The 20,489-nt window shown below is 68.4% G+C and carries 21 protein-coding genes; 8 read left to right on the top strand and 13 right to left on the bottom strand.

Annotated elements, in window-relative coordinates; translation table 11 throughout:
- Positions 1-192 precede the first annotated feature (192 nt).
- The gene (locus ABIC35_RS05255) at positions 193-516 is read left to right on the top strand and encodes a WYL domain-containing protein (protein WP_354278331.1); all 324 of its coding nucleotides are present in this window, start codon (positions 193-195) and stop codon (positions 514-516) included.
- A 9-nt stretch (positions 517-525) separates the two neighbouring features.
- Here ABIC35_RS05255 and ABIC35_RS05250 read toward each other — a convergent pair whose 3' ends face one another.
- Complete coding sequence (locus tag ABIC35_RS05250; protein WP_121077292.1) at positions 526-2,835, bottom strand: ATP-dependent helicase; 2,310 nt, start codon at positions 2,833-2,835, stop codon at positions 526-528.
- A 132-nt stretch (positions 2,836-2,967) separates the two neighbouring features.
- On the opposite strand from ABIC35_RS05250, the gene ABIC35_RS05245 reads away from it, so the two are divergent.
- From ABIC35_RS05245 to ABIC35_RS05230, 4 genes are all read left to right on the top strand, one after another.
- Positions 2,968-4,548: a putative bifunctional diguanylate cyclase/phosphodiesterase gene (locus ABIC35_RS05245; protein WP_121077290.1), complete on the top strand. Its 1,581-nt coding sequence runs from the start codon at positions 2,968-2,970 to the stop codon at positions 4,546-4,548.
- Entirely contained in the window at positions 4,548-5,243 is a 696-nt protein-coding gene (locus ABIC35_RS05240; protein ID WP_121077288.1) for a hypothetical protein, read from the top strand. The genes ABIC35_RS05245 and ABIC35_RS05240 overlap by 1 nt, the downstream gene beginning before the upstream one ends.
- A gap of 108 nt (positions 5,244-5,351) precedes the next feature.
- Positions 5,352-5,543, top strand: a complete 192-nt coding sequence (locus tag ABIC35_RS05235; protein WP_121077287.1) for a hypothetical protein — start codon at positions 5,352-5,354, stop codon at positions 5,541-5,543.
- Positions 5,544-5,606: 63 nt separating this feature from the next.
- Positions 5,607-7,250, top strand: coding sequence for an inorganic phosphate transporter (locus ABIC35_RS05230; RefSeq protein ID WP_183049389.1), 1,644 nt, complete (start codon positions 5,607-5,609; stop codon positions 7,248-7,250).
- 36 nt (positions 7,251-7,286) lie between these two features.
- On the opposite strand, the gene ABIC35_RS05225 is transcribed toward ABIC35_RS05230, so the two are convergent.
- Positions 7,287-7,460 carry a hypothetical protein gene (locus ABIC35_RS05225; RefSeq protein WP_183049388.1) on the bottom strand — a complete coding sequence of 58 codons (174 nt, stop codon included), beginning with the start codon at positions 7,458-7,460 and terminating at the stop codon, positions 7,287-7,289.
- A 125-nt stretch (positions 7,461-7,585) separates the two neighbouring features.
- On the opposite strand from ABIC35_RS05225, the gene ABIC35_RS05220 reads away from it, so the two are divergent.
- Complete coding sequence (locus tag ABIC35_RS05220) at positions 7,586-8,848, top strand: MFS transporter (protein WP_121077283.1); 1,263 nt, start codon at positions 7,586-7,588, stop codon at positions 8,846-8,848.
- On the opposite strand, the gene ABIC35_RS05215 is transcribed toward ABIC35_RS05220, so the two are convergent.
- Genes ABIC35_RS05215 through ABIC35_RS05205 form a run of 3 tightly spaced genes read right to left on the bottom strand, consistent with a single transcriptional unit; the run spans position 8,845 to position 11,680 of the window.
- Positions 8,845-9,465 (bottom strand): GNAT family N-acetyltransferase, encoded by a 621-nt coding sequence (locus ABIC35_RS05215; RefSeq protein ID WP_354278330.1) that lies wholly within the window; start codon positions 9,463-9,465, stop codon positions 8,845-8,847. The genes ABIC35_RS05220 and ABIC35_RS05215 overlap by 4 nt on opposite strands.
- A gap of 20 nt (positions 9,466-9,485) precedes the next feature.
- Positions 9,486-10,025 (bottom strand): 16S rRNA (guanine(966)-N(2))-methyltransferase RsmD, encoded by a 540-nt coding sequence (gene rsmD, locus ABIC35_RS05210; RefSeq protein ID WP_121077279.1) that lies wholly within the window; start codon positions 10,023-10,025, stop codon positions 9,486-9,488.
- Positions 10,025-11,680: a pseudouridine synthase gene (locus ABIC35_RS05205; protein ID WP_354278329.1), complete on the bottom strand. Its 1,656-nt coding sequence runs from the start codon at positions 11,678-11,680 to the stop codon at positions 10,025-10,027. The genes rsmD and ABIC35_RS05205 overlap by 1 nt, the downstream gene beginning before the upstream one ends.
- Before the next feature lie 109 nt (positions 11,681-11,789).
- On the opposite strand from ABIC35_RS05205, the gene ABIC35_RS05200 reads away from it, so the two are divergent.
- A complete protein-coding gene (locus ABIC35_RS05200) occupies positions 11,790-12,221 on the top strand; it encodes a response regulator (protein WP_121077277.1) in 432 nt (143 codons plus the stop codon).
- Positions 12,222-12,227: 6 nt separating this feature from the next.
- Here ABIC35_RS05200 and ABIC35_RS05195 read toward each other — a convergent pair whose 3' ends face one another.
- Together ABIC35_RS05195 and ABIC35_RS05190 are read right to left on the bottom strand one after the other, a co-directional pair.
- Positions 12,228-12,359, bottom strand: a complete 132-nt coding sequence (locus ABIC35_RS05195; RefSeq protein WP_354278328.1) for a hypothetical protein — start codon at positions 12,357-12,359, stop codon at positions 12,228-12,230.
- Positions 12,360-12,386: 27 nt separating this feature from the next.
- Positions 12,387-13,580 carry an aromatic ring-hydroxylating oxygenase subunit alpha gene (locus tag ABIC35_RS05190; protein WP_121077275.1) on the bottom strand — a complete coding sequence of 398 codons (1,194 nt, stop codon included), beginning with the start codon at positions 13,578-13,580 and terminating at the stop codon, positions 12,387-12,389.
- A 57-nt stretch (positions 13,581-13,637) separates the two neighbouring features.
- On the opposite strand from ABIC35_RS05190, the gene ABIC35_RS05185 reads away from it, so the two are divergent.
- Positions 13,638-14,990 (top strand): AmpG family muropeptide MFS transporter, encoded by a 1,353-nt coding sequence (locus ABIC35_RS05185; RefSeq protein ID WP_121077273.1) that lies wholly within the window; start codon positions 13,638-13,640, stop codon positions 14,988-14,990.
- Positions 14,991-14,993: 3 nt separating this feature from the next.
- Here the strand turns inward: ABIC35_RS05185 and ABIC35_RS05180 are convergent, their stop codons facing one another.
- The 6 genes from ABIC35_RS05180 to ABIC35_RS05155 all read right to left on the bottom strand — a co-directional run bounded on the left by ABIC35_RS05180 (position 14,994) and on the right by ABIC35_RS05155 (position 20,483).
- Positions 14,994-15,425, bottom strand: coding sequence for a DUF6628 family protein (locus tag ABIC35_RS05180; RefSeq protein ID WP_121077271.1), 432 nt, complete (start codon positions 15,423-15,425; stop codon positions 14,994-14,996).
- A gap of 77 nt (positions 15,426-15,502) precedes the next feature.
- Positions 15,503-16,819 (bottom strand): bifunctional folylpolyglutamate synthase/dihydrofolate synthase, encoded by a 1,317-nt coding sequence (locus ABIC35_RS05175; protein ID WP_121077270.1) that lies wholly within the window; start codon positions 16,817-16,819, stop codon positions 15,503-15,505.
- A gap of 133 nt (positions 16,820-16,952) precedes the next feature.
- On the bottom strand, positions 16,953-17,813 hold the full coding sequence (gene accD / locus ABIC35_RS05170; protein WP_121077268.1) for an acetyl-CoA carboxylase, carboxyltransferase subunit beta: 861 nt from the start codon (positions 17,811-17,813) through the stop codon (positions 16,953-16,955).
- Positions 17,810-18,622: a tryptophan synthase subunit alpha gene (gene trpA, locus ABIC35_RS05165; protein WP_121077267.1), complete on the bottom strand. Its 813-nt coding sequence runs from the start codon at positions 18,620-18,622 to the stop codon at positions 17,810-17,812. The genes accD and trpA overlap by 4 nt, the downstream gene beginning before the upstream one ends.
- Complete coding sequence (gene trpB, locus ABIC35_RS05160; RefSeq protein WP_121077266.1) at positions 18,619-19,848, bottom strand: tryptophan synthase subunit beta; 1,230 nt, start codon at positions 19,846-19,848, stop codon at positions 18,619-18,621. The genes trpA and trpB overlap by 4 nt, the downstream gene beginning before the upstream one ends.
- Complete coding sequence (locus ABIC35_RS05155) at positions 19,845-20,483, bottom strand: phosphoribosylanthranilate isomerase (protein ID WP_121077265.1); 639 nt, start codon at positions 20,481-20,483, stop codon at positions 19,845-19,847. Before ABIC35_RS05155 ends, trpB begins: the two co-directional genes overlap by 4 nt.
- Between the last annotated feature and the right edge of the window lie 6 nt (positions 20,484-20,489).

The following is a 20,489-nucleotide window of genomic DNA, read 5'->3' as shown; positions in this document are numbered from 1 at the left end:
TCTCCTTCATTCATCCCGACCGGCGCGGTGGCCGGGAACGGCGCTTCCTTCCGCCCTTGCGCGTGAAGCGCGGCTGAACGAAGCTATGCGCGAAACAAAGCTGGGAGGGGAGTGTCCCATGGTATAATGCGCTTTGCGCTTGCTGCCCTGCAGCATTGGTATCATATTTGTCTCATGAACGTTAGCGCTGCCGTGACCGACACCCCTGTCAACAACACGCCCTTCGTGCTGGAAGGGATCGTTCGCCTGCGGTGCCTGCAGGTGACGTACAACCGCACGCGGATGATCGTTGCGCCGTACATTCTCTATACGCGCAACGAGTCGCTCTACACCGATGCGCAGATCGTCTCGCGCGAAGGCATGCTGCCGCGCGAGCCCAAGATCGCCACCTTCAAGGTCGACGGCCTCAAGGAAGTCTCGGTGCTCGACCGCGCCTTCGAGATCGGCGAGATGTTCGATCCCGAGCTCGACAAATATGTCGGCAACACGCTGATGAAGGTCGAGCCGGAGGCCTGACCTCCCGCGTCAGTCGGGCACGCTGACGAAGCTGTCCATCACCCGCTTGCGCCCGGCCTGCTCGAAATCGATCTCGAGCTTGTTGCCCTCGATCTCCGCGATCGTGCCATAGCCGAACTTCTGGTGGAACACGCGCAGGCCGAGCGACAGGTCGCCGCGCGGCTTGGCGCCGAAACTGACGGCGGACGCGCGGCTTTCCAGCACGCGTGGCTGGTCGCGAGTGAAGGTACGCGCGGTGAAGGCGCCGCCCGGGTTCTTGGTGTCCACACCCGCCGCACGCTGCCAGCCGGGACCCCGGCCCGCACCACGCGACACGTCGGCAAAGGGATCGCTCCGCTCGCTCCAGTTCGCCCGCCACAGGCTTTCGCCGCCGGTCATCGTGCTTTCCGACTCGACATGTTCGGGCGGCAGCTCGCCGACGAACCGGCTTGGGAGGCTCGACGTCCATTGCCCATAGATGCGGCGATTGGCCGCATGCAGGATGATCGCCCGCCGCCGCGCCCGCGTGATCGCGACATAGGCGAGCCGGCGCTCCTCCTCCAGGCTCGCTAGCCCGCCCTCGTCGAGCGCGCGCTGCGAGGGGAAGATCCCTTCCTCCCACCCCGCCAAGAACACGGTGTCGAACTCCAGCCCCTTGGCGGCATGGATCGTCATGATCGTGACCTTGGGCTCCTCGGCCGAAGCCTCGTTGTCCATCACCAGGCTGACATGCTCGAGGAAGGCAGAGAGGCTCTCATATTCCTCCATCGCGCGGACGAGTTCGTTGAGGTTCTCCAGTCGCCCTGCCGCCTCGGCGGTGCGATCGGCCTGCCACATCGCGGTATAGCCGCTCTCGTCGAGGATGTTGCGCGCGAGGTCCGGATGCTGGAGGTCGTCGCCCATGCTCCGCCAGCGCGCCATGTCGCCGATCAGGTTGCCGAGCGCGCGGCGTGCCTGCGGGGTCAGCTCGTCGGTATCGAGGATACGCGCGGCCGCGGTGGCGAGCGGCAGCCCCTGCGCGCGCGCGAACTGGTGGACCTTGGCTAGTGCCTTGTCGCCCAGGCCGCGCTTGGGAACGTTCACGATGCGTTCGAAGGCGAGGTCGTCCGCCGGCTGCGCGACCACGCGCAGATAGGCGAGCGCATCGCGGATTTCCTGGCGCTCGTAGAAGCGGAAGCCGCCGATGATGCGATAGGGTAGGCCGATCGCGATGAAACGGTCTTCGAACTCGCGGGTCTGGTGCTGGGCGCGGACCAGGATCGCGGTGGCGTCGAGGCTCAAGCCGCCGCGCTGCAGCCCCTCGATTTCCTCGCCAACGCGGCGGGCTTCCTCGGGCCCGTCCCATACGCCGAGCACCTTCACCTTCTCGCCGACGTCCACCTCGGTCCACAGCGTCTTGCCGAGCCGCCCGCCATTGTTGGCGATCACGCCCGACGCAGCGCCCAGAATGTGCGGCGTGGAGCGATAATTCTGCTCCAACTTGATCACAACGGCGCCGGGGAAGTCCTTCTCGAACTTCAGGATATTTTCCACCTGTGCGCCGCGCCAGCTGTAGATCGACTGATCGTCGTCGCCGACGCAGCAGATGTTCTTGCGCTCCTGCGCCAGCAGCCGCAGCCACAGATACTGGACCGAGTTGGTATCTTGATACTCGTCCACCATGATGTAGCGGAAGCGCTTCTGATATTGCTCCAGCACTTCACGATTGGTCTTAAGAATGGTGAGCATGTGTAGGAGAAGGTCGCCAAAGTCGCAGGCGTTGAGTAGCCGCAGCCGTTCCTGATACTGGGCGTAGAGCGACTGGCCGCGGCCGTTCGCATAGCTCTCGGACTCGCCGGCATCGAGGTCTGCGGGGATCATGCCGCGGTTCTTCCAGCCGTCGATCAGCCCGGCGAGCTGCCGGGCGGGCCAGCGCTTCTCGTCGAGATCGTTGGCGATGATCAGCTGCTTGAGCAGGCGGAGCTGGTCGTCGGTGTCGAGGATGGTGAAGTTGCTCTGCAACCCCACCAGCTCGGCATGGCGGCGCAGCATCTTCGCGCCGATCGCGTGGAAGGTGCCGAGCCAAGGCATGCCCTCCACCGCGTCGCCGACCAGCCGGCCGACGCGCTCGCGCATCTCGCGCGCCGCCTTGTTGGTGAAGGTGACCGACAGGATTTCGGACGGATAGGCCTTTCGCGTCCACAGCAGGTGCGCCAGCCGCGCGGTGAGCGCCGCGGTCTTGCCGGTGCCCGCGCCGGCCAGCACCAGCACCGGGCCTTCGGTGGTCAGCACGGCCTCGCGCTGGGGTTCGTTCAGGCCCTGGAGATAGGGAGCGTCCTGGGGGGTAGGGGCAAGCGACATCCGTGAACAACTAGGGAACGTCGGCGGCGGGGGCAAGCACCCGAACGAGCCGATGCCTCCGTAACGCTACGGAAGCGGCGCTTTTCGTAACTGCTCTACAATGAAACTGGCCCCTCGGGCCACGGAGACAGCATGCGCCCGCCGCCCAAGAAGACTCGCCACCACGTCATCCGCCCGATCGAGGCGGTGGTGATGCTGGGCGTCGCGGCCCTGTTCGCGATGTTCTTCGACCAGACCAACATGTTCGAGCGGCTGATCGCCTTCATGGAGGCGCATGAAGGCTGGCAGCTCGACGAATATTTCTTCACCTTCGCGCTCTCGGGCATTGGCTTCGTCGTGTTGGCGGTGCGCCGTGCCGCAGACCTTGCCCGCGAGATCGACCAGCGCGATGCCGCCGAGGCGCGCGCCAACCAGCTGGCCCGCCACGATCCGCTCACCGGGCTTGCCAATCGTCGGGTGCTGCAGGACGAACTGCCGCTGCTGATCGAGCGCGCGGCCGATGACGGCACCCAGTGCAGCCTGTTCTGCATCGACCTCGACCACTTCAAGCCGGTCAACGACGTCCACGGCCATGAGACCGGCGATGCGGTGCTGGCACAGGTCGCCGAGCGGCTGATCAAGCTGGCGCGCGGCGGGCTGCTCGCACGGGTCGGCGGCGACGAGTTCGTGCTCGCGCTGGTCCATGGCGAGGGCAGCGACAGCGACAAAAGGCTGGCGATGCGGATTATTCGCGGGCTCAGCGCGCCCTATCAGGTCGGCGACCGCCGGATCGAGATCGGCGCAACGATCGGCATCGCGCGCAGCCCGAACGACGCGCTCCAGGCCGACGAGCTGCTCCGCGCCGCCGATGTCGCGATGTACGAGGCCAAGCGGGCGGGGCGGGGCACCTGTCGCTTCTTCCAGACCGAGATGGACTCGCGACTGCGCGCCCGCGCCGCGCTCGAGGCCGATCTGCGCGGCGCGATCGAGCGGGGCGAGGTGATGCCCTATTACCAGCCGGTTATGGCGCTCGCGGACGGCCGGGTGGTCGGCTACGAGGCACTTGCCCGCTGGCAGCATCCGGAGCGCGGCATGATCGCGCCCGACGAATTCATTCCGATTGCCGAGGATCTCGGCCTGATCGACATGCTCTCGGTACGCATCCTCCATCAGGCGTGCATCGCCGCGCGCGACTGGGCGCCCGATGCGACGCTGTCGATCAACATCTCGCCGATCCAGCTCAAGGACCCCTGGCTGTCCGCGCGGCTGCTCGCGGTGCTCAGCGAGACCGGCTTTGCGCCGGGGCGGCTGATCGTCGAGGTCACCGAGAATGCGATCATCGAGGATATCGACGCGGTGAGCGAGCTGTTTCGTTCGCTCCAGCGCACCGGGATCCGGGTGGCGCTCGACGATTTCGGCAAGGGCTATTCGAGCCTGTCGCACCTGCGCCAGCTGCGTTTCAACCACCTCAAGATCGACAGCTCCTTCGTCCGCACGATGGATTCGGCGGAGAGCCGCAAGATCGTGCGTGCGGTAGCGGGGCTGGGGCGGGCGCTCGGCATGCCGGTCACCGCCGAGGGCGTCGAGACCCCCGCCGCCGCCGAGGCGCTGCGCGAGATGGGCTGCGAGCAGGCGCAGGGCTTTTTCTACGGACGCCCCAAGCCGGTCGCCGATCCGGCACCGCGCGCCGCCGAGGATCGCAGCGACGGGCCGACCGAGGTGGATCGGGCATGATGCGGCGGTGGACGTGGGTGCTCGTCGTGCTGGCCGTTCCGCTCGCCGCGCATGCCCAAAGCGGTCCCGAGCAGATCGAGCAGCTCGAACCGCAAGCCGGCGAATGGCAGCTGCAATATTCCGGTGCCTATGGCGGTGCTGATAGCCATGAGCTCGAGATCGGCCGCGGCGTCGGCCGGCACTGGGCGCTGGGTGCGGGCGCCGAGGTCGATGCGGTGGACAGCCATCTCCAACTGGACGGTTTTTCCGCGGTCGCGCTGGTACGGCTGGTCGAGCCGGAGGACCGGCCGGTGGGGCTCGGGCTGATGGGCCAGGTCTCCGTCGATCGCGCGGGGCGCTACGCCGGCGCCGAGCTGCGCGGCATCGCCGAGTCCCGCAGCGCGCGCTGGTGGCTTCAGGCAAATGTCATGCTCCGCCACCGCCGCGAGGATGGCGAGGCTGGGACCAACCTCGCCTATGTCGCCTCGATCCAGCGCGGGCCTGCCCCGTTCTGGTACGGGATTGAGGTCTCGGGACGCGCCGCGCGGCTGGGCGGAGACGGCGATGCGGCGCCCACCGATCAGCATTATGTCGGGCCGAGCGTGACCTATCGCAGCGAGCGTTCCGGGCTGGAGCTGGGTCTCGCCTGGATGGCGCGGGTGGCCGGCAACGGAGCGCCGTCGGGCCCGCGGGTGTTTGCCCAGCTCGACTTCTGAAGCGCGCTCGGCAGCGCTTACCATTGCAATCCGAAATCCGTAGCAGCGCGTCGCAGGGTGGATTGCCCTAGCGCAATGCGGCGCCTATGGGCGGCGCCAGATTAACCCATGGCAAACTGGTTTTCCTCTCGCCGGACCAAGGTCCGGCTCGCGGCGGTGCTGACGCTCGCCATCGTTGCAGCGGTGGTCGCATGGCGCGCCCCGCAGAAGCGCGATCCCGGCTGCGTGTCCGGGCGCCAGGAGGAGCGGGATCAAAGCGGCAAGGTGGTGCGTATCCGGCACACCGAATGCCTGCGCTGAACTCCATGTCCCCCCAGCTTTGTCATCACCCCGTCACAAGCCATCCGCAAAGGCGCTAACATCATGGCGACGCTAGCAATGGACCAGGCTCCGTCGGCAGAATTGCCGCGAAGTCCCCGATTCACCGAGACAACCCACCCCATAGCCAAGCTGCTGTTCGTTGCCATCCTGGTGGGCGGCCTCGCCTTTGCCGGATGGAGCATCGTCGTCGACACGCGTGAGGCGGGCGAGCAGCTCGCGCTGGGCGTGTTCGCCTTCCTTGGGCTCGCGCTGCTGATCGCGCTGGGCTTCGAATTCGTAAACGGCTTCCACGACACCGCCAATGCGGTGGCGACGGTTATCTACACCAACTCGATGCCGGCGCAGCTGGCGGTGATCTGGTCGGGTTTCTTCAATTTCCTCGGCGTGATGACGTCGAGCGGCGCGGTCGCCTATGCGATCGTCACCCTGCTGCCGGTGGACCTGATCCTCAACGTCGGCTCGGTCGGCGGTTTCGCGATGATCTTCGCGCTGCTGCTCGCCGCCGTGCTGTGGAACCTCGCGACCTGGTATGTCGGCCTGCCCAATTCCTCCAGCCATGCGCTGATCGGTTCGGTGCTCGGCGTCGGCTTCGCCAACCAGCTGATCCTCAGCGGGTCGCGCGGCGGCACCGCCGGCGTCGACTGGAGCCAGGCGACCAAGGTGTTCTCGGCGCTGTTCTGGAGCCCGCTGATGGGCTTTGCCTGTGCGCTGCTGCTGATCGTGGTGATGCGCGTCGCGCTGTCCAAGCGGAAGACGCTGTTCCGGGCACCCGAAGGCGATGCGCCGCCGCCGCACGGCATTCGCGCGCTGCTGATCGGCACCTGCACCGCGGTCTCGTTCTTCCATGGATCGAATGACGGCCAGAAGGGCATGGGGCTGATCATGCTGATCCTGATCGGCTGCGCCCCCACCGCCTATGCGCTCAACCGCACGCTGCCGACGAGTGCCACCGCGGCCTTCGTCCAGACCTCGCACGCCGCCACCGCCGTGTTCGACGCCCGGAGCGGCGCCACGACGCTGACGCCGGCCCAGGCGCGCACGACCCTCACCGATGCGCTCCAGCACCGCAAGGCCGAGGGCGCGAAGGTCTATGCCGCGCTCGAGGCGCTGTCGCAGTCGCTGACCGAGCAGGTGGCGAGCTATGGCTCGCTGAGCAAGGTGCCGGCGCGCGCGAGCTCGAACATTCGCAACGACATGTACTTGGTGCTGGACACCAGCAAGCTCGCGACCAAGAAGCCCGAGGGCTTCAAGCCGGAAGAGTTGAAGGCGCTGAAGGCCTATCAGGACAGCCTGGAAAGCGGCACGCGCTTCATCCCGCTCTGGGTGAAGATCGTGGTCGCGCTGGCGCTGGGCCTGGGCACGATGATCGGCTGGAAGCGGATCGTCGTCACCGTGGGCGAGAAGATCGGCAAGCAGCACATGACCTATGGCATGGGTGCCGCCGCCGAGATCGTCGCCGCCGCCACCATCATGGGGGCGGATCATCTCGGCGTGCCGGTTTCGACCACGCACATCCTGTCGTCGGGCGTGGCGGGCGCGTCGGTCGGCAGCGGCGCGGGGCTGCAGGCGCGGACGATCCGCAACATGGCGCTGGCCTGGCTGATGACGCTGCCGGCAGCGATGCTGCTGTCCGGCGGGCTCTACTGGCTGATGCTCACCGGCATCCGCCTCTTCGGCATCCACTGATCGGAAGGGCGGGACGCGGGTCCCGCTCTTTTCGCATCAGCCGCGCAACAGATCGTGCGCGGCGAGATGCAGGCTGGCCCGCACGCCGGTGGTATCGGCGCGAAGATCCGCCTTCACATGCTCGACGGGGTTGTAGGCGGCGACCAGCACGCCCGCGAGCAGGCTGAAGACGGCCGCATAGACCAAACGCTTGATGGGCGATTCGCGCATATCCGACTCCCTATTTCCGGTGCAGCGAGTGCGGGGTTTCGATACCGTGCCGAAACTGTCGCTCCGCTGAACGCGGCTTGACCCGCGCGACGACTGGCCCGAGGGAGGCGGCCGGAGGATCGCACATGGCCAACGCCGCCACGCCCGCCTCCCACCGCCGCATCTTGTTCGCGAGCCTGGTGGGGACGTCGGTAGAGTTCTACGATTTCTATATCTACGCGACGGCGACGGCGCTGGTGTTCGGCCCGCTGTTCTTCCCCGCGCAGGAGCCGTGGCTGCAGCAGGTCGCGGCCTATGCCAGCTTCAGCGTCGCCTTCTTCGCGCGGCCGCTGGGCGGGCTGGTGTTCGGCCATTTCGGCGACCGGCTCGGGCGCAAGTCCACCCTGGTCGCCTCGCTGATGCTGATGGGCGCCTCCACCGTGCTGATCGGCTGCCTGCCGGGCCATGCGATGATCGGCTGGGTGGCGCCGCTGCTGCTCTGCCTGCTTCGCTTCGGCCAAGGACTGGGGCTGGGCGGCGAATGGGGCGGGGCGAGCCTGCTCGCGGTGGAATATGCCCCCAGGGGCTGGGCGTACCGCTATGGCAGCTTCCCGCCGCTCGGCGCGCCGGTGGGCTTCATCGCCGCCAACGGTCTGTTCCTGCTGCTCGGCGCCTTCCTCACCGACGATGCCTTCCGTGACTGGGGCTGGCGGCTGCCGTTCCTGGCGAGCGCGGCGCTGGTCGGCCTCGGCCTGTGGGTGCGCCTGCGCATTGCCGAGACTCCGGCCTTTGTCGAGGCCGCCGAGCATGCCCCGCCGCCGCAGGTGCCGCTGGGCGTGCTGCTCCGCACCCATCTCGGCGCGACGCTGGCGGGGACGCTGGGCACTGTCGCCTGCTTCGCGCTGTTCTATGTCGCCACGCTGTTCGCGATCGGCTTCGGCACGAAGACGCTCGGCTATCCGCGCGCGGCGTTCCTGGGGGCCGAGCTGGCGGCGATCCTGTTCATGGCGCTGGGCATCGGCGTTGCCGGCTGGCTGGCCGACAAGCGCGGCGCGACCCTCGTGCTGGCGCTCGGCTGCATCGCGATGGTGCCGCTGGGGCTGGCGATGCCGGTGCTGCTGGTGCCGGGTTCGCTGCTCGCGGTGTTCGTCTGGCTTGCCGCCGGGCTGTTCGTGATGGGCTTCGTCTACGGGCCGCTGGGCGGCTGGCTGCCGAGCCTGTTCCCGGCGCAGGTCCGCTACACCGGCGTTTCGGTGACCTTCAACCTCGGCGGCATCCTCGGCGGCGGGCTCACGCCACTAATCGCGCAGACCTTGGTCGAGCGCGGCGGCATCGGCATGGTCGGCTGGTATCTGGCCGGTGCCGCCGGGCTCAGCCTGATCGGGCTGCTGCTGACGCGTCGCCGCTAAGCTGCGAACTCGGCGGTCGCGTAGGGCGAGAGCACCCGCCAGCCGAGACGCTGGTAGAGGCATCGCCCCTCGTCGGTTGCCACGAGCAGTTCGGGGACGTCGGGGCGGGTGCGGGTCGCGCGGAGCGCTGCCATCACGCCTGCGCCCAGTCCCTTCCGCCGATGGGATGGCGCGGTGACGATCCGATCGAAGACGAATGCCGCGCCGGTCTCTGCCGCATAGCCCGAGGCTGCCAGGCTGCCGTCGTCGCCGAAGACAGCGACATGGGCGACCGACCCCACTACCGACGTCTCGCACCGATAGCCGGGCGGCAGCGCGCGCGCCGCAGGCCAGCTTCCGGACTGCATAAAGAAGGCGAGCGCGTGGAGCTGCCAGCTATCGGGCAGCAGTTCGCGCAGCGCCTCGTCCTTGCCGCACAATTTGATCAGCCGCCCGGGCTGGTCGATCTCGCGGGCCAGCGCGGAGAGGTTCGGACTTGGCGCGGCAAAGACCCAACGACAATGTTCGCTGTCGGAGCCGGTATCGACCCGGTAGCCACCCCGATCCGCCTCCGGTGCCGGCACGCCGCGGGCGAGCGACCTGCCGGCCAACCAGGCATGGAGCAGGGCAGGCGACACAGCGTCCGTGCCCTGCATGGTCATTCGGGGCGGAGCAGGGTTAGCTTCGCCTTGCCATAGACTCGGTCGGCATCGACGACGAAGCCGGCAAGCTCGACATCCTCGGTCTTGCCCGTCTCGATGCTGATCCAGGTGCCAGGGCCGGTCCAGCCGAGCCGTGCCAGCTTGTCGAGCGCGACGATGCCGGCGCCGGTGCCATAGGGCGGGTCCATCAGGATCAGGTCGAGCGGCGCGCGGGCGGGGCCCAGCGCCATCACCGAACCCGGGCGGACATCGGTGCCCTTGGCGCCGAGCTTGGCGATATTCGCCTTGAGCGCATCGAGCGCCGCACGATCCTGCTCGACGAACAGGCACGACGCGGCGCCGCGCGACAGCGCCTCGAGCCCCAGCGCGCCCGAGCCGGCGAAAAAGTCACCGACGGCCAGCTCCTCGAAGCTGCCGAGCCGCGACGCGAGCATCGAGAACAGCGCCTCGCGGGTGCGATCGGCGGTGGGGCGGGTGGTGTCGCCCTTGGGGGCGGCGAGCGGGCGGCCGCGCCAGTCTCCAGCGATGATCCGCATCAGCTGCGCCCCCGCGGCGGACGGCCGGGACCCCCGGGCCGTTGGGGGCGATTGCCGCCGTTACCGCCATTGCCGCCCGGACGCGGCCCGCGCGGGCGATCGCCGTCACTGCCACCGCCGGAACGTGCGGGGCCATCGCTGCGGAAGTTGCGAGGCCGTTCGCCGTCCCCGCCGCCGAACCTGGACGGACCCCGGCTGCGCTCCGCCGAGTCGCCACCGAAACGCGGCGCTCCACGACCGCGCTCAGCGGAGTCGCCGCCGAAGCGCGAAGGACCTCGGCCTCGTTCCGCCGAATCTCCACCGGAGCGCGACGGACCACGGCCGCGCTCCGCCGAGTCGCCGCCGAAGCGCGACGGTCCACGGCTACGGTCGCCCGAACCACCTGCCGGTTGTGCAGTGCGCGGGCCACGCGGCCGTTCGCCTTCGGCACCGCCAAAGCGGGAGGGGCCCGTGCGGGGCCGATCGCCTTGGGCGACGCCAGGACGTCCCGGGCGCGCGGTGCGCCCGCGTTCGCCGCCGTCCTGGTCCCGCGACCAGGGGCGCTCGGCACTCTGCTCGCCGCGCGCGTCGCGGCGGCCACGCGGCCGATCGACCAGATCGCCGGCACGCGGCTCGCGGGTGTCGCGGAAGGACTTGGCGCGGGCCGCGCGGGCGGGCTTGCCGACGCTGCCCTCGCTGCCTTCGCGTACGCCGAGCTTGCCGGCGGTACGCGGCCGCTCCTCGCCATCCTTGGGCTTGGCCTTGGGCGTGGCGCGTGCGGTGAACACGGGCCCCTTGGCGACCGGCACCGGCTTGGGCAGGCGGCGGCGGCCTTCGGGTTCGACCTTGGCCGCCTTCTCGACCGGCTCGATCACACGCTGGCGGACAGCGAACTGCAGGTTGGAGGCCGCCTTGCCGCCGCCGGGCTTGCCCAGCACGGTGCGGAAGGTGATCAGGTCGGTCTGGCGGATCTCGTCGACGTCGCCGGCGGGCAAGTCCCCCAGATAGAAGGGGCCATAGCGGGTGCGGATCAGCCGGCTGACCTGGAGACCCAGAAATTCCAGCACGCGGCGGACTTCGCGGTTCTTGCCCTCGGTCAGCGTCATCTCGATCCAGAGATTGGCGCCGGTGCGGCGTTCAATATTGGCGTTGATCGGGCCGTACTGGATGCCCTCGATCTCGATGCCGAGCATCAGATCCTCGAGCTGTTCCTGGCTTACCTGGCCATAGGCGCGGGCGCGATAGCTGCGCTCGACGCCGGTCGACGGCAGCTCCAGCTCGCGCTTCAGTTCGCCGTCGGTGGTGAGGAGCAACAGGCCTTCGGTATTCAGATCGAGCCGGCCGACCGGGATCACCCGCGGCAGGCCCTCGGGCAGATTGTCGTAGATCGTGGGGCGGCCGGTGAAGTCGCGTTCGGCGGTGAGCAGGCCGGCGGCCTTGTGGTAGCGGAACAGCCGCGCCGGGGCGGCTTCCGCGACAGGATTGCCGTCGACGGTGACGCCGTGGAGCGAGGTGAGAATGGTCGCTGGGGTATCGAGCGTGGTGCCGTTGAGGGCGATGCGGCCCTCTTCGATCATGCGTTCGATCTCGCGCCGTGAGGCGATGCCGGCACGGGCGAGGAGCTTGGCGATACGCTGCGGCGTACCGGCGGTTTTGATAGGCTTGGAGTCAGACACCGCAGCGCTATAGCGATTTCATCGGGGCTGGCAAAAATATATACGGTGCCAGTTTGTGACTCGCGCGTTACGGGCTGTGCCAAGCGGTTGATTCGGGGGCCCTAACAGGATGTTGTTCGGTAGGAAGAAGCGGCGGATCGAACATCTGCTCGTCGTCGAGGACGAGCCGCTGGTGGCGTTCGATACCGAGCATTTCCTCCGCGAGTCGGGTTTCACCATCGTCGCGACGGTCGACTCGGTGGCGGATGCGACCCGGATCGTCGACTCGCACGAGGTGCTCGACCTGGTGCTGGCGGATATCAACCTGGCGGACGGCAGCGGAATCGAAGTGGCGCGCATTGCCTATGCGCGCGGCGTGCCGGTGCTTTTCGTAACGGGAGCGTGCCCGTCGGATGCGCGGGCGCTGGCGGCGGGGTGCCTCGCCAAGCCCTATGCGCACCGCGACCTTGTGCTGGCGATCGATGCGATCGAGGCGGTGCTGGAAGGCGGCAAGGTGCCACGCCGCCTGCCCAGCAGTTTCAATCTGTTCCTGGGCGGCTGACGCCGATCAGTGGACGAACAGCGTCACGACCACCCCGGCCCAGGCGAACACCGAGGCAAGCACGGCCAGGTTCGCGACCATTTCCTGCGGCGAGGCCTGCTTGGTGGCGGTAGCGGCGCGGGTGCGGGTACGGGACATGGCGAACTCCTTTTGTCGTTCCCGGCGTTATAGCACCCCTTCCTGAACAGAAGCCTGACCGAAGGGGCGAGTCGCACCGGTCACGGGCATGTTGTCGCACGAAACCCACGCGTCGACCGCATCGTGGAAAACGCGGACCCCTTTTTCCAGCGCGCCGAGCGTCACCTGCTCGATCGCCCCTGCGGCGAGACCCTGCTGGGCAAGCGCACACGCTCGGAAATCCTCCGCGGCGAATACCCCCCCGTCGAGCAACTCCCAGCTGCGCTCCCAATGATCGCGTGCCTTGTCGGTGGCGGGGGCCGTCGGGATCAGCATGAAGTCCTCGACCCAGACCTCGTCCACCGCGCGCGGCATCAGCACCATCAGGTTGATATAGTCGGGGCTGACGGCGAGCACGGCGCCGGGGAACATCTGGTAGGTGTAGGTGATCGCGCCGCGCAGCGTCGGCCAGTCGCTCGATTCGAGTTCGGCGATACTGGCGGCGCGGCCGACCGCCGAACGCTGGTGCGGGCCGATGCGATCGGCTGCGGAAATGCCGTCCTGGAAGAAGGGCGCGATGCTGCCGGCGTGGAGGCGCTGGATGTGGTAGCTCTCCAGGAAGGCGTCCATCACCAGCTTCCAATTGGCCGGCACGTGGTGGGTCCGCCTGCGGAAACAATGCTGCCCGGCGAGATCGAAGGCGGCGAAATCCTGCGCAAGCGTATCGGCATGGCTGAAATCGGCCGCCTCGTCGAAGGCGAACCAGATCAGCCCGCCCGCTTCGTGGGTGGGCAAGCGTCGCAGCGCGAAGTCGGTCTTGTCTAGGCCGGGGAAGGCCTCGGCGCGGGGGATGCCGGCGAGGCGGCCGTCGAGCGTGTAGCTCCAGGCATGATAGGGGCAGACGAGGCGGGGGGCGGTGACCGTGTCACACCCATCCACCAGCCGGGTGCCGCGATGCCGGCAGACGTTGAGGAAGACATGCGCCTGACCCTGCTTGTCGCGGGTGATCAGCAGCGGCTTGCCGAAGCCGTCATGCGGCACCGCCATGCCGGGCTCGGGCAGCAACGCGGAAGGGGCAAGGACGAGCGGCGCGCGATCGAAGATGCGCGCGCGCTCGGCAGCGAAGCGTTCGGGGCTGGTGTAAACGCTTGCGTCGACATGGGTTATCGGGCCTGCCCCGGCGTCGCCGCCCTGCGCCAGCATCGCCGCCAGCGCGCGCTGGCCCTGCGTCGGTGCGTTCATCCTTCCTCTCCGTCGCTTTTCCGCTAGTGTCGCGCGTCCTGAAGCGGGGAGCAAGGCATGGCGGGTACGGAACGGCTGGAAGGCGAACGGCGGCGTGGGTTCGCAGAGACGATGGGGCCGTATCTGCGCCCCCGTCCGCTCGCAGCGCTGTTGCTCGGCATCTCGAGCGGCTTCCCGCTGGCGCTGCTGCTCGGCACCATGACCTTCTGGCTCGCCAAGGTGGGGATCGAGAAAAAGACGATCGGCTTCGCGATCGGACTCACCACGCCCTATACCCTGAAGTTCCTATGGGCGCCGCTGATCGACCGGCTGAAGCTGCCGGTGCTCACGCGCCTGTTCGGTCAGCGGCGCTCATGGCTGTTTCTGATCCAGGCGCTGCTGTTCGCCTCCGTCTGGATGCTCGGCGCGAGCCAGCCCGAGCTGCATCTTGGCGTGTTCGCCTTCTGGGCGATCGTCACCGCGTTCCTCGCAGCGACGCAAGACATCGTGATCGACGCCTATCGCATCGAGATCCTGCCCGAGGCCGAACTGCCGCACGGCACCGCCAACAACCAGTTCGGCTATCGATTGGGCGCGTTCATCGCGGGTGTCGGCACGATCGCTATGGCCTCGCCTGAGGGGCTCGGGCTGGGATGGGCGACGGCATATGGGCTTACCGGCCTCTGCGTTTTGCCAGGGGCGCTGGCGGCATTGTGGGCAGGACCGGGCCTGCATGATCGGGTGCTCGAGCGAGAGCCGGGCAAGGGGGCAGGTGCCTGGCTCGAGACCACGCTGATCGGGCCGTTTCGCGAGTTCCTCCAGCGGCGCGGCGCCGTGCTGATCCTGGTGTTCGTGCTGATCTACAAGCTGGGCGACGCGATGGGCCAATCGATGCTCAACCCGATGATCGTCGAGCTCGGCTTCAGCGACACCGAGTTCCTGGCGATCAACAAGGTGGTCGGCTTCTGGGGCCTGATCGTCGGTACCGCGCTGTCGGCGCCGCTGCTGGCGTGGCTGGGCATGGGGCGTGCGCTGTTCGTCTCGGGCATGCTGATGATGCTGAGCAACCTGACCTTTGCGGTGCTCGCGACACAGGGCCATTCGGACCTTTGGCTCACCATCGCGGTGGCGACCGAACAGGTGACCAGCGGGCTCGGGCTTACCGTCTTCGTGACCTATCTCTCGGGCCTGTCGAGCCTCGCCTACACCGCGACGCAATTCGCGTTGCTGTCATCACTGGCGGGCGTCGGGCGTACCTGGCTCGCGGCGCCGGCCGGCATCTTCGCCGAGAAGCTCGGCTGGGCCGGCTTCTGGGTGATGACCTCGGTGGTGGCGATCCCCGGCATGGTGCTGCTGTGGCTTCTCTGGCAGCGCGGTTTCGTCGTGCAGAGCGTGCGCGCAGCTCGCGCCGGCGCCGACAAGGACGATTGAGCTTTACGGTTCCAGCGGCAGCGCGAGGTCGGCGAAGCTCTGCGCCAGTGCGTGCGCGGTGGGCAGCAGCCCGGTGGCGTCGCGGACGCCGATCAGGTCGGCGAGCAGCAGCGCCGCGCCCTGCGGATTGGTGCGGACCTTGCCGAGCGCGCTGACCAGCGCCGCCTCGGATGCGGTCATGCGCGGGCAGCACCAGGGGGCGATCTGCACCGGCCCGGTGGCCATCGCCGACATCTCGTGCATCAGCGTGCGCAGCAGCATCAGCGGGCGGCGAAAGCCTTTGCCGAACGCGACCAGGAAGGCGTGCGCGGTGCTAGCATCGTGCAGGCCGTTGCCGCCGGTCTGACGGACTCCGAACAGCAGCAGCCGCACGCCCGGATCCTCGGGCTGGAGCTGGGGCAGGGCGGTGACGAGGGTCTGGACGGACGGCTGCATGTGATTCTCCGATGGGCGTCGGAGCAATCATCGCATTCTGTTATTAATAGTCAATCGCAATAAGGCGAGCCGCGGCGTCAGTCGGGCAATTCGCCGTTCGCCTCCAGCACGACGCCCGCCAGATAGAGCGAGCCGAGGATGAGGACAGCGCTCGGGGGGCCGCTCTCGATATGCCCAGCAATGGCGCGAACGGCGGAAGCTACATCCCCTGCAGTGCCGGCCACGGGCACCCCGAGCCGCTCGACAAGCGCCGCAAGCTCGGCAGGCGCATGATGGGCGTGGCCGGGAATGGGAACGGTGGTCACGCTCGCCAACTGGCCGGCGAGGGGCGCGATTAGACCTTCGGGGTCTTTGTTCGCGAGCATGCCGAGCACGAGGTGGCAGGGCCGGCCGGCGGCGACCTGCGCAATCGTGCCGGCGATCGCCGCGCCGGCAGCGGCGTTGTGCCCGCCATCGAGCCACACGGGCGTTCCGGTCGGGAGCAGCGTCGTCAGCGGGCCGTTGCCGAGCCGCTGCATCCGCGCCGGCCAACGCGCACCGGTCGCCGCAGCGGCGAGCGCGGTATCGGGGATGGCGAGCGTATCCTGGTGCCGCAGCATCGCAATGGCGAGCGCGAGATTGCCCGGCTGGTGCGGACCGGATAGCGTCGGCAGCGGGGTTGCCACCGTGCCCTTCGCGTCGCGGTAGGTGAGGCGATCGCCCTCTACGGTATAGTCCCATGCCCCGCCCTGGGCGAGCACCGGCACCCCGGCCGCCGCGACCACGTCGGCGATCTCGGGAGCATAGTGCATCGTCACCAGCGGCACGCCGGGCTTGGCGATGCCGGCCTTTTCGCGGGCGATCTGCGGCAGCGTGTCGCCGAGGAATGTCTGATGGTCGATGCCGAGCTGGGCGATGCCGGTGGCGATCGGCGCGGGGACGACATTGGTGGCGTCCAGCCGTCCACCCAGGCCGACTTCGATCACGCAGGCGTCGGCAGGCGTGCGGGCGAAGGCGAGGAAGGCTGCGGCGGTCGTGACTTCGAAGAAGCTCGCGCCGATATCGCCACCGGCATCCAGCACCTCGGCGAGCAGCAGGGCGAGCGTGGCGTCGTCGATCAGCGTGCCGGCGAGGCGGATGCGCTCGTTGAAGCGGACGAGATGCGGGCTGGAATAGACATGGACGCGCAGGCCCGCCGCTTCGAGCGCCGCGCGCAGGAAGGCGCAGGTGGAGCCCTTGCCGTTGGTGCCGGCGACGTGGAGCACCGGCGGCAGGCGGAGATGCGGGTTGCCGACGCGCTCGAGCAGCTGCGTGATGCGGCCCAGGCCGAGAATATCGGCGCCGGGGGAGAGCAGGGTCAGCCGGTCGAGCTGGGCCTGGACGGCGGGGTCGGTGGAGCGAGCGAAGTCAGGCATGGCGCACTTACTCAAGCCCCTCCTCCTTGGAGGAGGGGTTGGGGGTGGAGGGATTCCAGAACGCAGCTTGGTCTCGGTGAGATTCTGCCCCACCCCAACCCCTCCCCTGAAGGGGAGGGGCTTGAGTGAAGCATTACGCCGCCGCGCGGGCCTCGCACAGCAGGCCGATCAGCTGGCCCAGCGTGTCACGCAGGTCGCGGCGGTGCGTCACCATGTCGACTAGGCCGTGGTCGCGATAATATTCGCTGGTCTGGAAATCGTCGGGCAGCTTTTCGCGGATCGTGTTCTCGATCACGCGGCGGCCGGTGAAGGCGAGGGTGGCACCCGGCTCGGCGATCTGGACGTCGCCCAGCATCGCATAGGCCGCCATCACGCCGCCCGAGGTCGGATCGGTCAGCACGACGATATAGGGCAGGCCCCCGTCGTGGAGCATTTCGATCGCCACGGTGGTGCGCGGCATCTGCATCAGGCTGAGAATGCCCTCCTGCATGCGCGCGCCGCCCGAGGCGGTGAACACGATGTAGGGCGAACGCGACGCGATCGCGGTTTCGACGCCGGCGATGAATGCCTCGCCGACCGCCTGCCCCATGGATCCGCCCATGAAGGCGAAGTCCTGGACGCCGATCACCGCCTTGTGACCATGGATCGTGCCGCTGGCGTTCTGGAACGCGTCCTGCTCGCCGGTGCTCGCCCGCGCGGCCTTGATCCGCGCCGTATAGGGCTTCGAGTCGCGGAACTTCAGCGGATCCTCGGCCACCTTCGGGCTCGGCAACAGCTTGAACGCGCCATCGTCGAACAGCTGCTCGAAGCGCTTGGTCGCGCCGATGCGATCGTGGAAATCGCAATGCGGGCAGACATTCTGATTGTCCTCGAACTCCTTCATGAAGACCATCTGTCCGCATCCCTTGCACTTGTGCCAGAGATTGTCGGGGCTTTCCTCACCACGGGTGGTGACATAGGCGAGCGCGTTACGAACGCGCGAAATCCAGCTCATGCGACTTCCTTGCGTGCGGCGACCAGCGCCGTCTTCAGCGTATCGATATAGGCGCGAACGGGCTCCGCCGCATCCACGCCATGACGGCCGACCAGCTCAACGATCGCCGAGCCGACGACCACGCCGTCGGCGACGCGGCCGATCGCCGCCGCCTGTTCGGGGGTGCGGACACCGAAGCCGACCGCGATCGGCAGGTCGGTCGCGGCTTTGAGGCGGGCGACCGCAGCCTCGATCGAGGCGGTGGCAGCCTGCTGCAGCCCAGTGATCCCGGCGACCGAGACATAATAGAGGAAGCCCGACGCGCCCGCCAGCACCGCCGGCAGGCGGGCCGCGTCGGTGGTCGGCGTGGCGAGGCGGACATTGCCGATGCCGGCAGCGCGGAGCGCTTCGCCGAGGCTGTCGTCTTCCTCGGCGGGGATGTCGACGCAGATCACGCCGTCAACGCCGGCATCGCGCGCGGCGTTCGCGAACCAATCCGGCCCACGGCGGGTCATCGGATTGGCATAGCCCATCAGCACCAGCGGCACGTCCGGATGGCGCGCGCGGAACGCCGTGGCGATAGCGAGCACATCCGCCGTGGTGGTGCCGGCGGCGAGGCTGCGCAGGTTCGCCGCCTGGATCGCGGGGCCGTCGGCCATCGGATCGGTGAACGGCATGCCGAGCTCGATCACGTCGGCGCCGCCGGCGACGAGCGCGTCCAGGATCGCGGCGGTTGCACCGGGCGTGGGATCGCCGGCGGTGACGAAAGTCACCAGCGCGGCGCGGCTCTCAGCGGCAGCATGGGCGAAGGCGTTGGCAAGCCGGGTCACATCTTCACTCCCAGCGCGTCGGCGACGGTGAAGATGTCCTTGTCGCCGCGACCGCAGAGGTTGGCGAGGATCACCTTGTCGCGCGGCATCGTGCGCGCAATCTTCGCCACTGCGGCGATGGCGTGGCTCGGCTCGAGTGCGGGGATGATGCCCTCGGTACGGCAGAGCAGCTGGAAGGCGTCGAGCGCCTCGGTGTCGGTCACCGCCGTGTACTCGACGCGGCCGATATCGCGCAGCCAGGCATGCTCGGGCCCGATGCCCGGATAGTCGAGACCTGCCGAGATCGAGTGTGCCTCGGTGATCTGGCCGTCCTCGTCCTGCAGCAGATAGGTGCGATTGCCGTGAAGGATGCCCGGCGCGCCGCCGGCGAGGCTGGCGGCATGGCGCTTGTCGAGTCCTTCGCCCGCCGCCTCGACGCCGAGCATCTTCACATCGGCATCGTCTAGGAAGGGGTGGAACAGGCCGATCGCGTTCGATCCGCCGCCGATCGCCGCCACCAGCAGGTCGGGCAGCTTGCCGGTGCGCTTGAGCATCTGCTCGCGCGCCTCGCGGCCGATCACCGACTGGAAGTCGCGGACCAGCTCCGGATAGGGGTGCGGGCCGGCGGCGGTGCCGATGATGTAGAAGGTGTCCTCCACATTGGCGACCCAGTCGCGCAGACCCTCGTTCATCGCGTCCTTGAGCGTCGCCGCGCCGCTGGTCACCGGCACAACTTCGGCGCCGAGCAGCTTCATGCGGAACACGTTGGGCTGCTGCCGCGCCACGTCGGTCGCGCCCATATAGATGACGCAGGGCAGGCCGAAACGCGCGCAGACGGTGGCGGTCGCCACGCCGTGCTGGCCGGCGCCGGTCTCGGCGATGATACGTGTCTTGCCCATGCGGCGGGCGAGCAGGATCTGGCCGATGCAATTATTGATCTTGTGTGCGCCGGTATGGTTCAGCTCGTCGCGCTTGAACCAGACCTCGGCGCCCATGCCCTCGGGTGCGTTCTCGCGCAGGGCGTCGGTCAGCCGCTCGGCGTAATAGAGCGGGCTAGGGCGGCCGACATAATGTTCGAGCAGGTCATCGAACTCGGCCTGGAAGGCGGGATCGGCCTTGGCGGCGGTGTATTCGCGCTCCAGGTCGAGGATCAGCGGCATCAGCGTCTCGGCGACGAAGCGTCCGCCGAACTGGCCGAAATGCCCGCGGTCGTCGGGATGGGCGCGGAAGGAGTTTGGTGCGGTCATGATCGGGCCACGGCTTTAAGGAAAGCGGCGATCTTGTCCACATCCTTGATGCCCGGCGCGCGTTCTATGCCCGAAGAGACATCCACCAGCCCGGCACCGGTGACGCGGATCGCCTCGCCGACATTGCCCGCGTCGAGCCCGCCGGAGAGGATCCAGGGCAGGGGGTGGGCGAAGCCGTCGAGCAGGGTCCAGTCGAAGCGCAGCCCGGTGCCGCCGGGCACCTTGGCGCCCTCCGGGGCCTTGGCGTCGTAGAGCAGCCGGTCGGCGGCGCCGCGGAAACCGGCGGCGGGGACGAGGTCGGCCCGAGTCTTCACCGCGAGCGCGGCCCAAGTCTCAAGGCCGGTGCGCGCCTTCACCGCGGCAGTGCGTTCGGGAGTGACCTTGTGCAGCTGGATCACGTCGAGCCGCCCGGCGGCAATGGCGACATCGAGCAGCGCGTCGTCCGGATCGACGAACACGCCGACACGCGCGACATGCCCCGGCACCCGCGCGGCGAGGCCGTGCGCCTTGTCGAAGCTCAGGTGGCGCGGACTGGGCGGGAAGAAGACGAAGCCGATATGGCTGGCGCCGCCGGTGGTGGCGGCGTCGAGCGTCTCGGGCGTGGACAGGCCACAGATCTTGGCGGTTGCGGGCATGGGCGC

Source organism: Sphingomonas trueperi, from assembly GCF_040545965.1.
In the GTDB taxonomy this organism is placed as follows: Bacteria; Pseudomonadota; Alphaproteobacteria; order Sphingomonadales; family Sphingomonadaceae; genus Sphingomonas; species Sphingomonas trueperi_C.
This window is presented reverse-complemented; position numbering and strand designations above follow the sequence as displayed.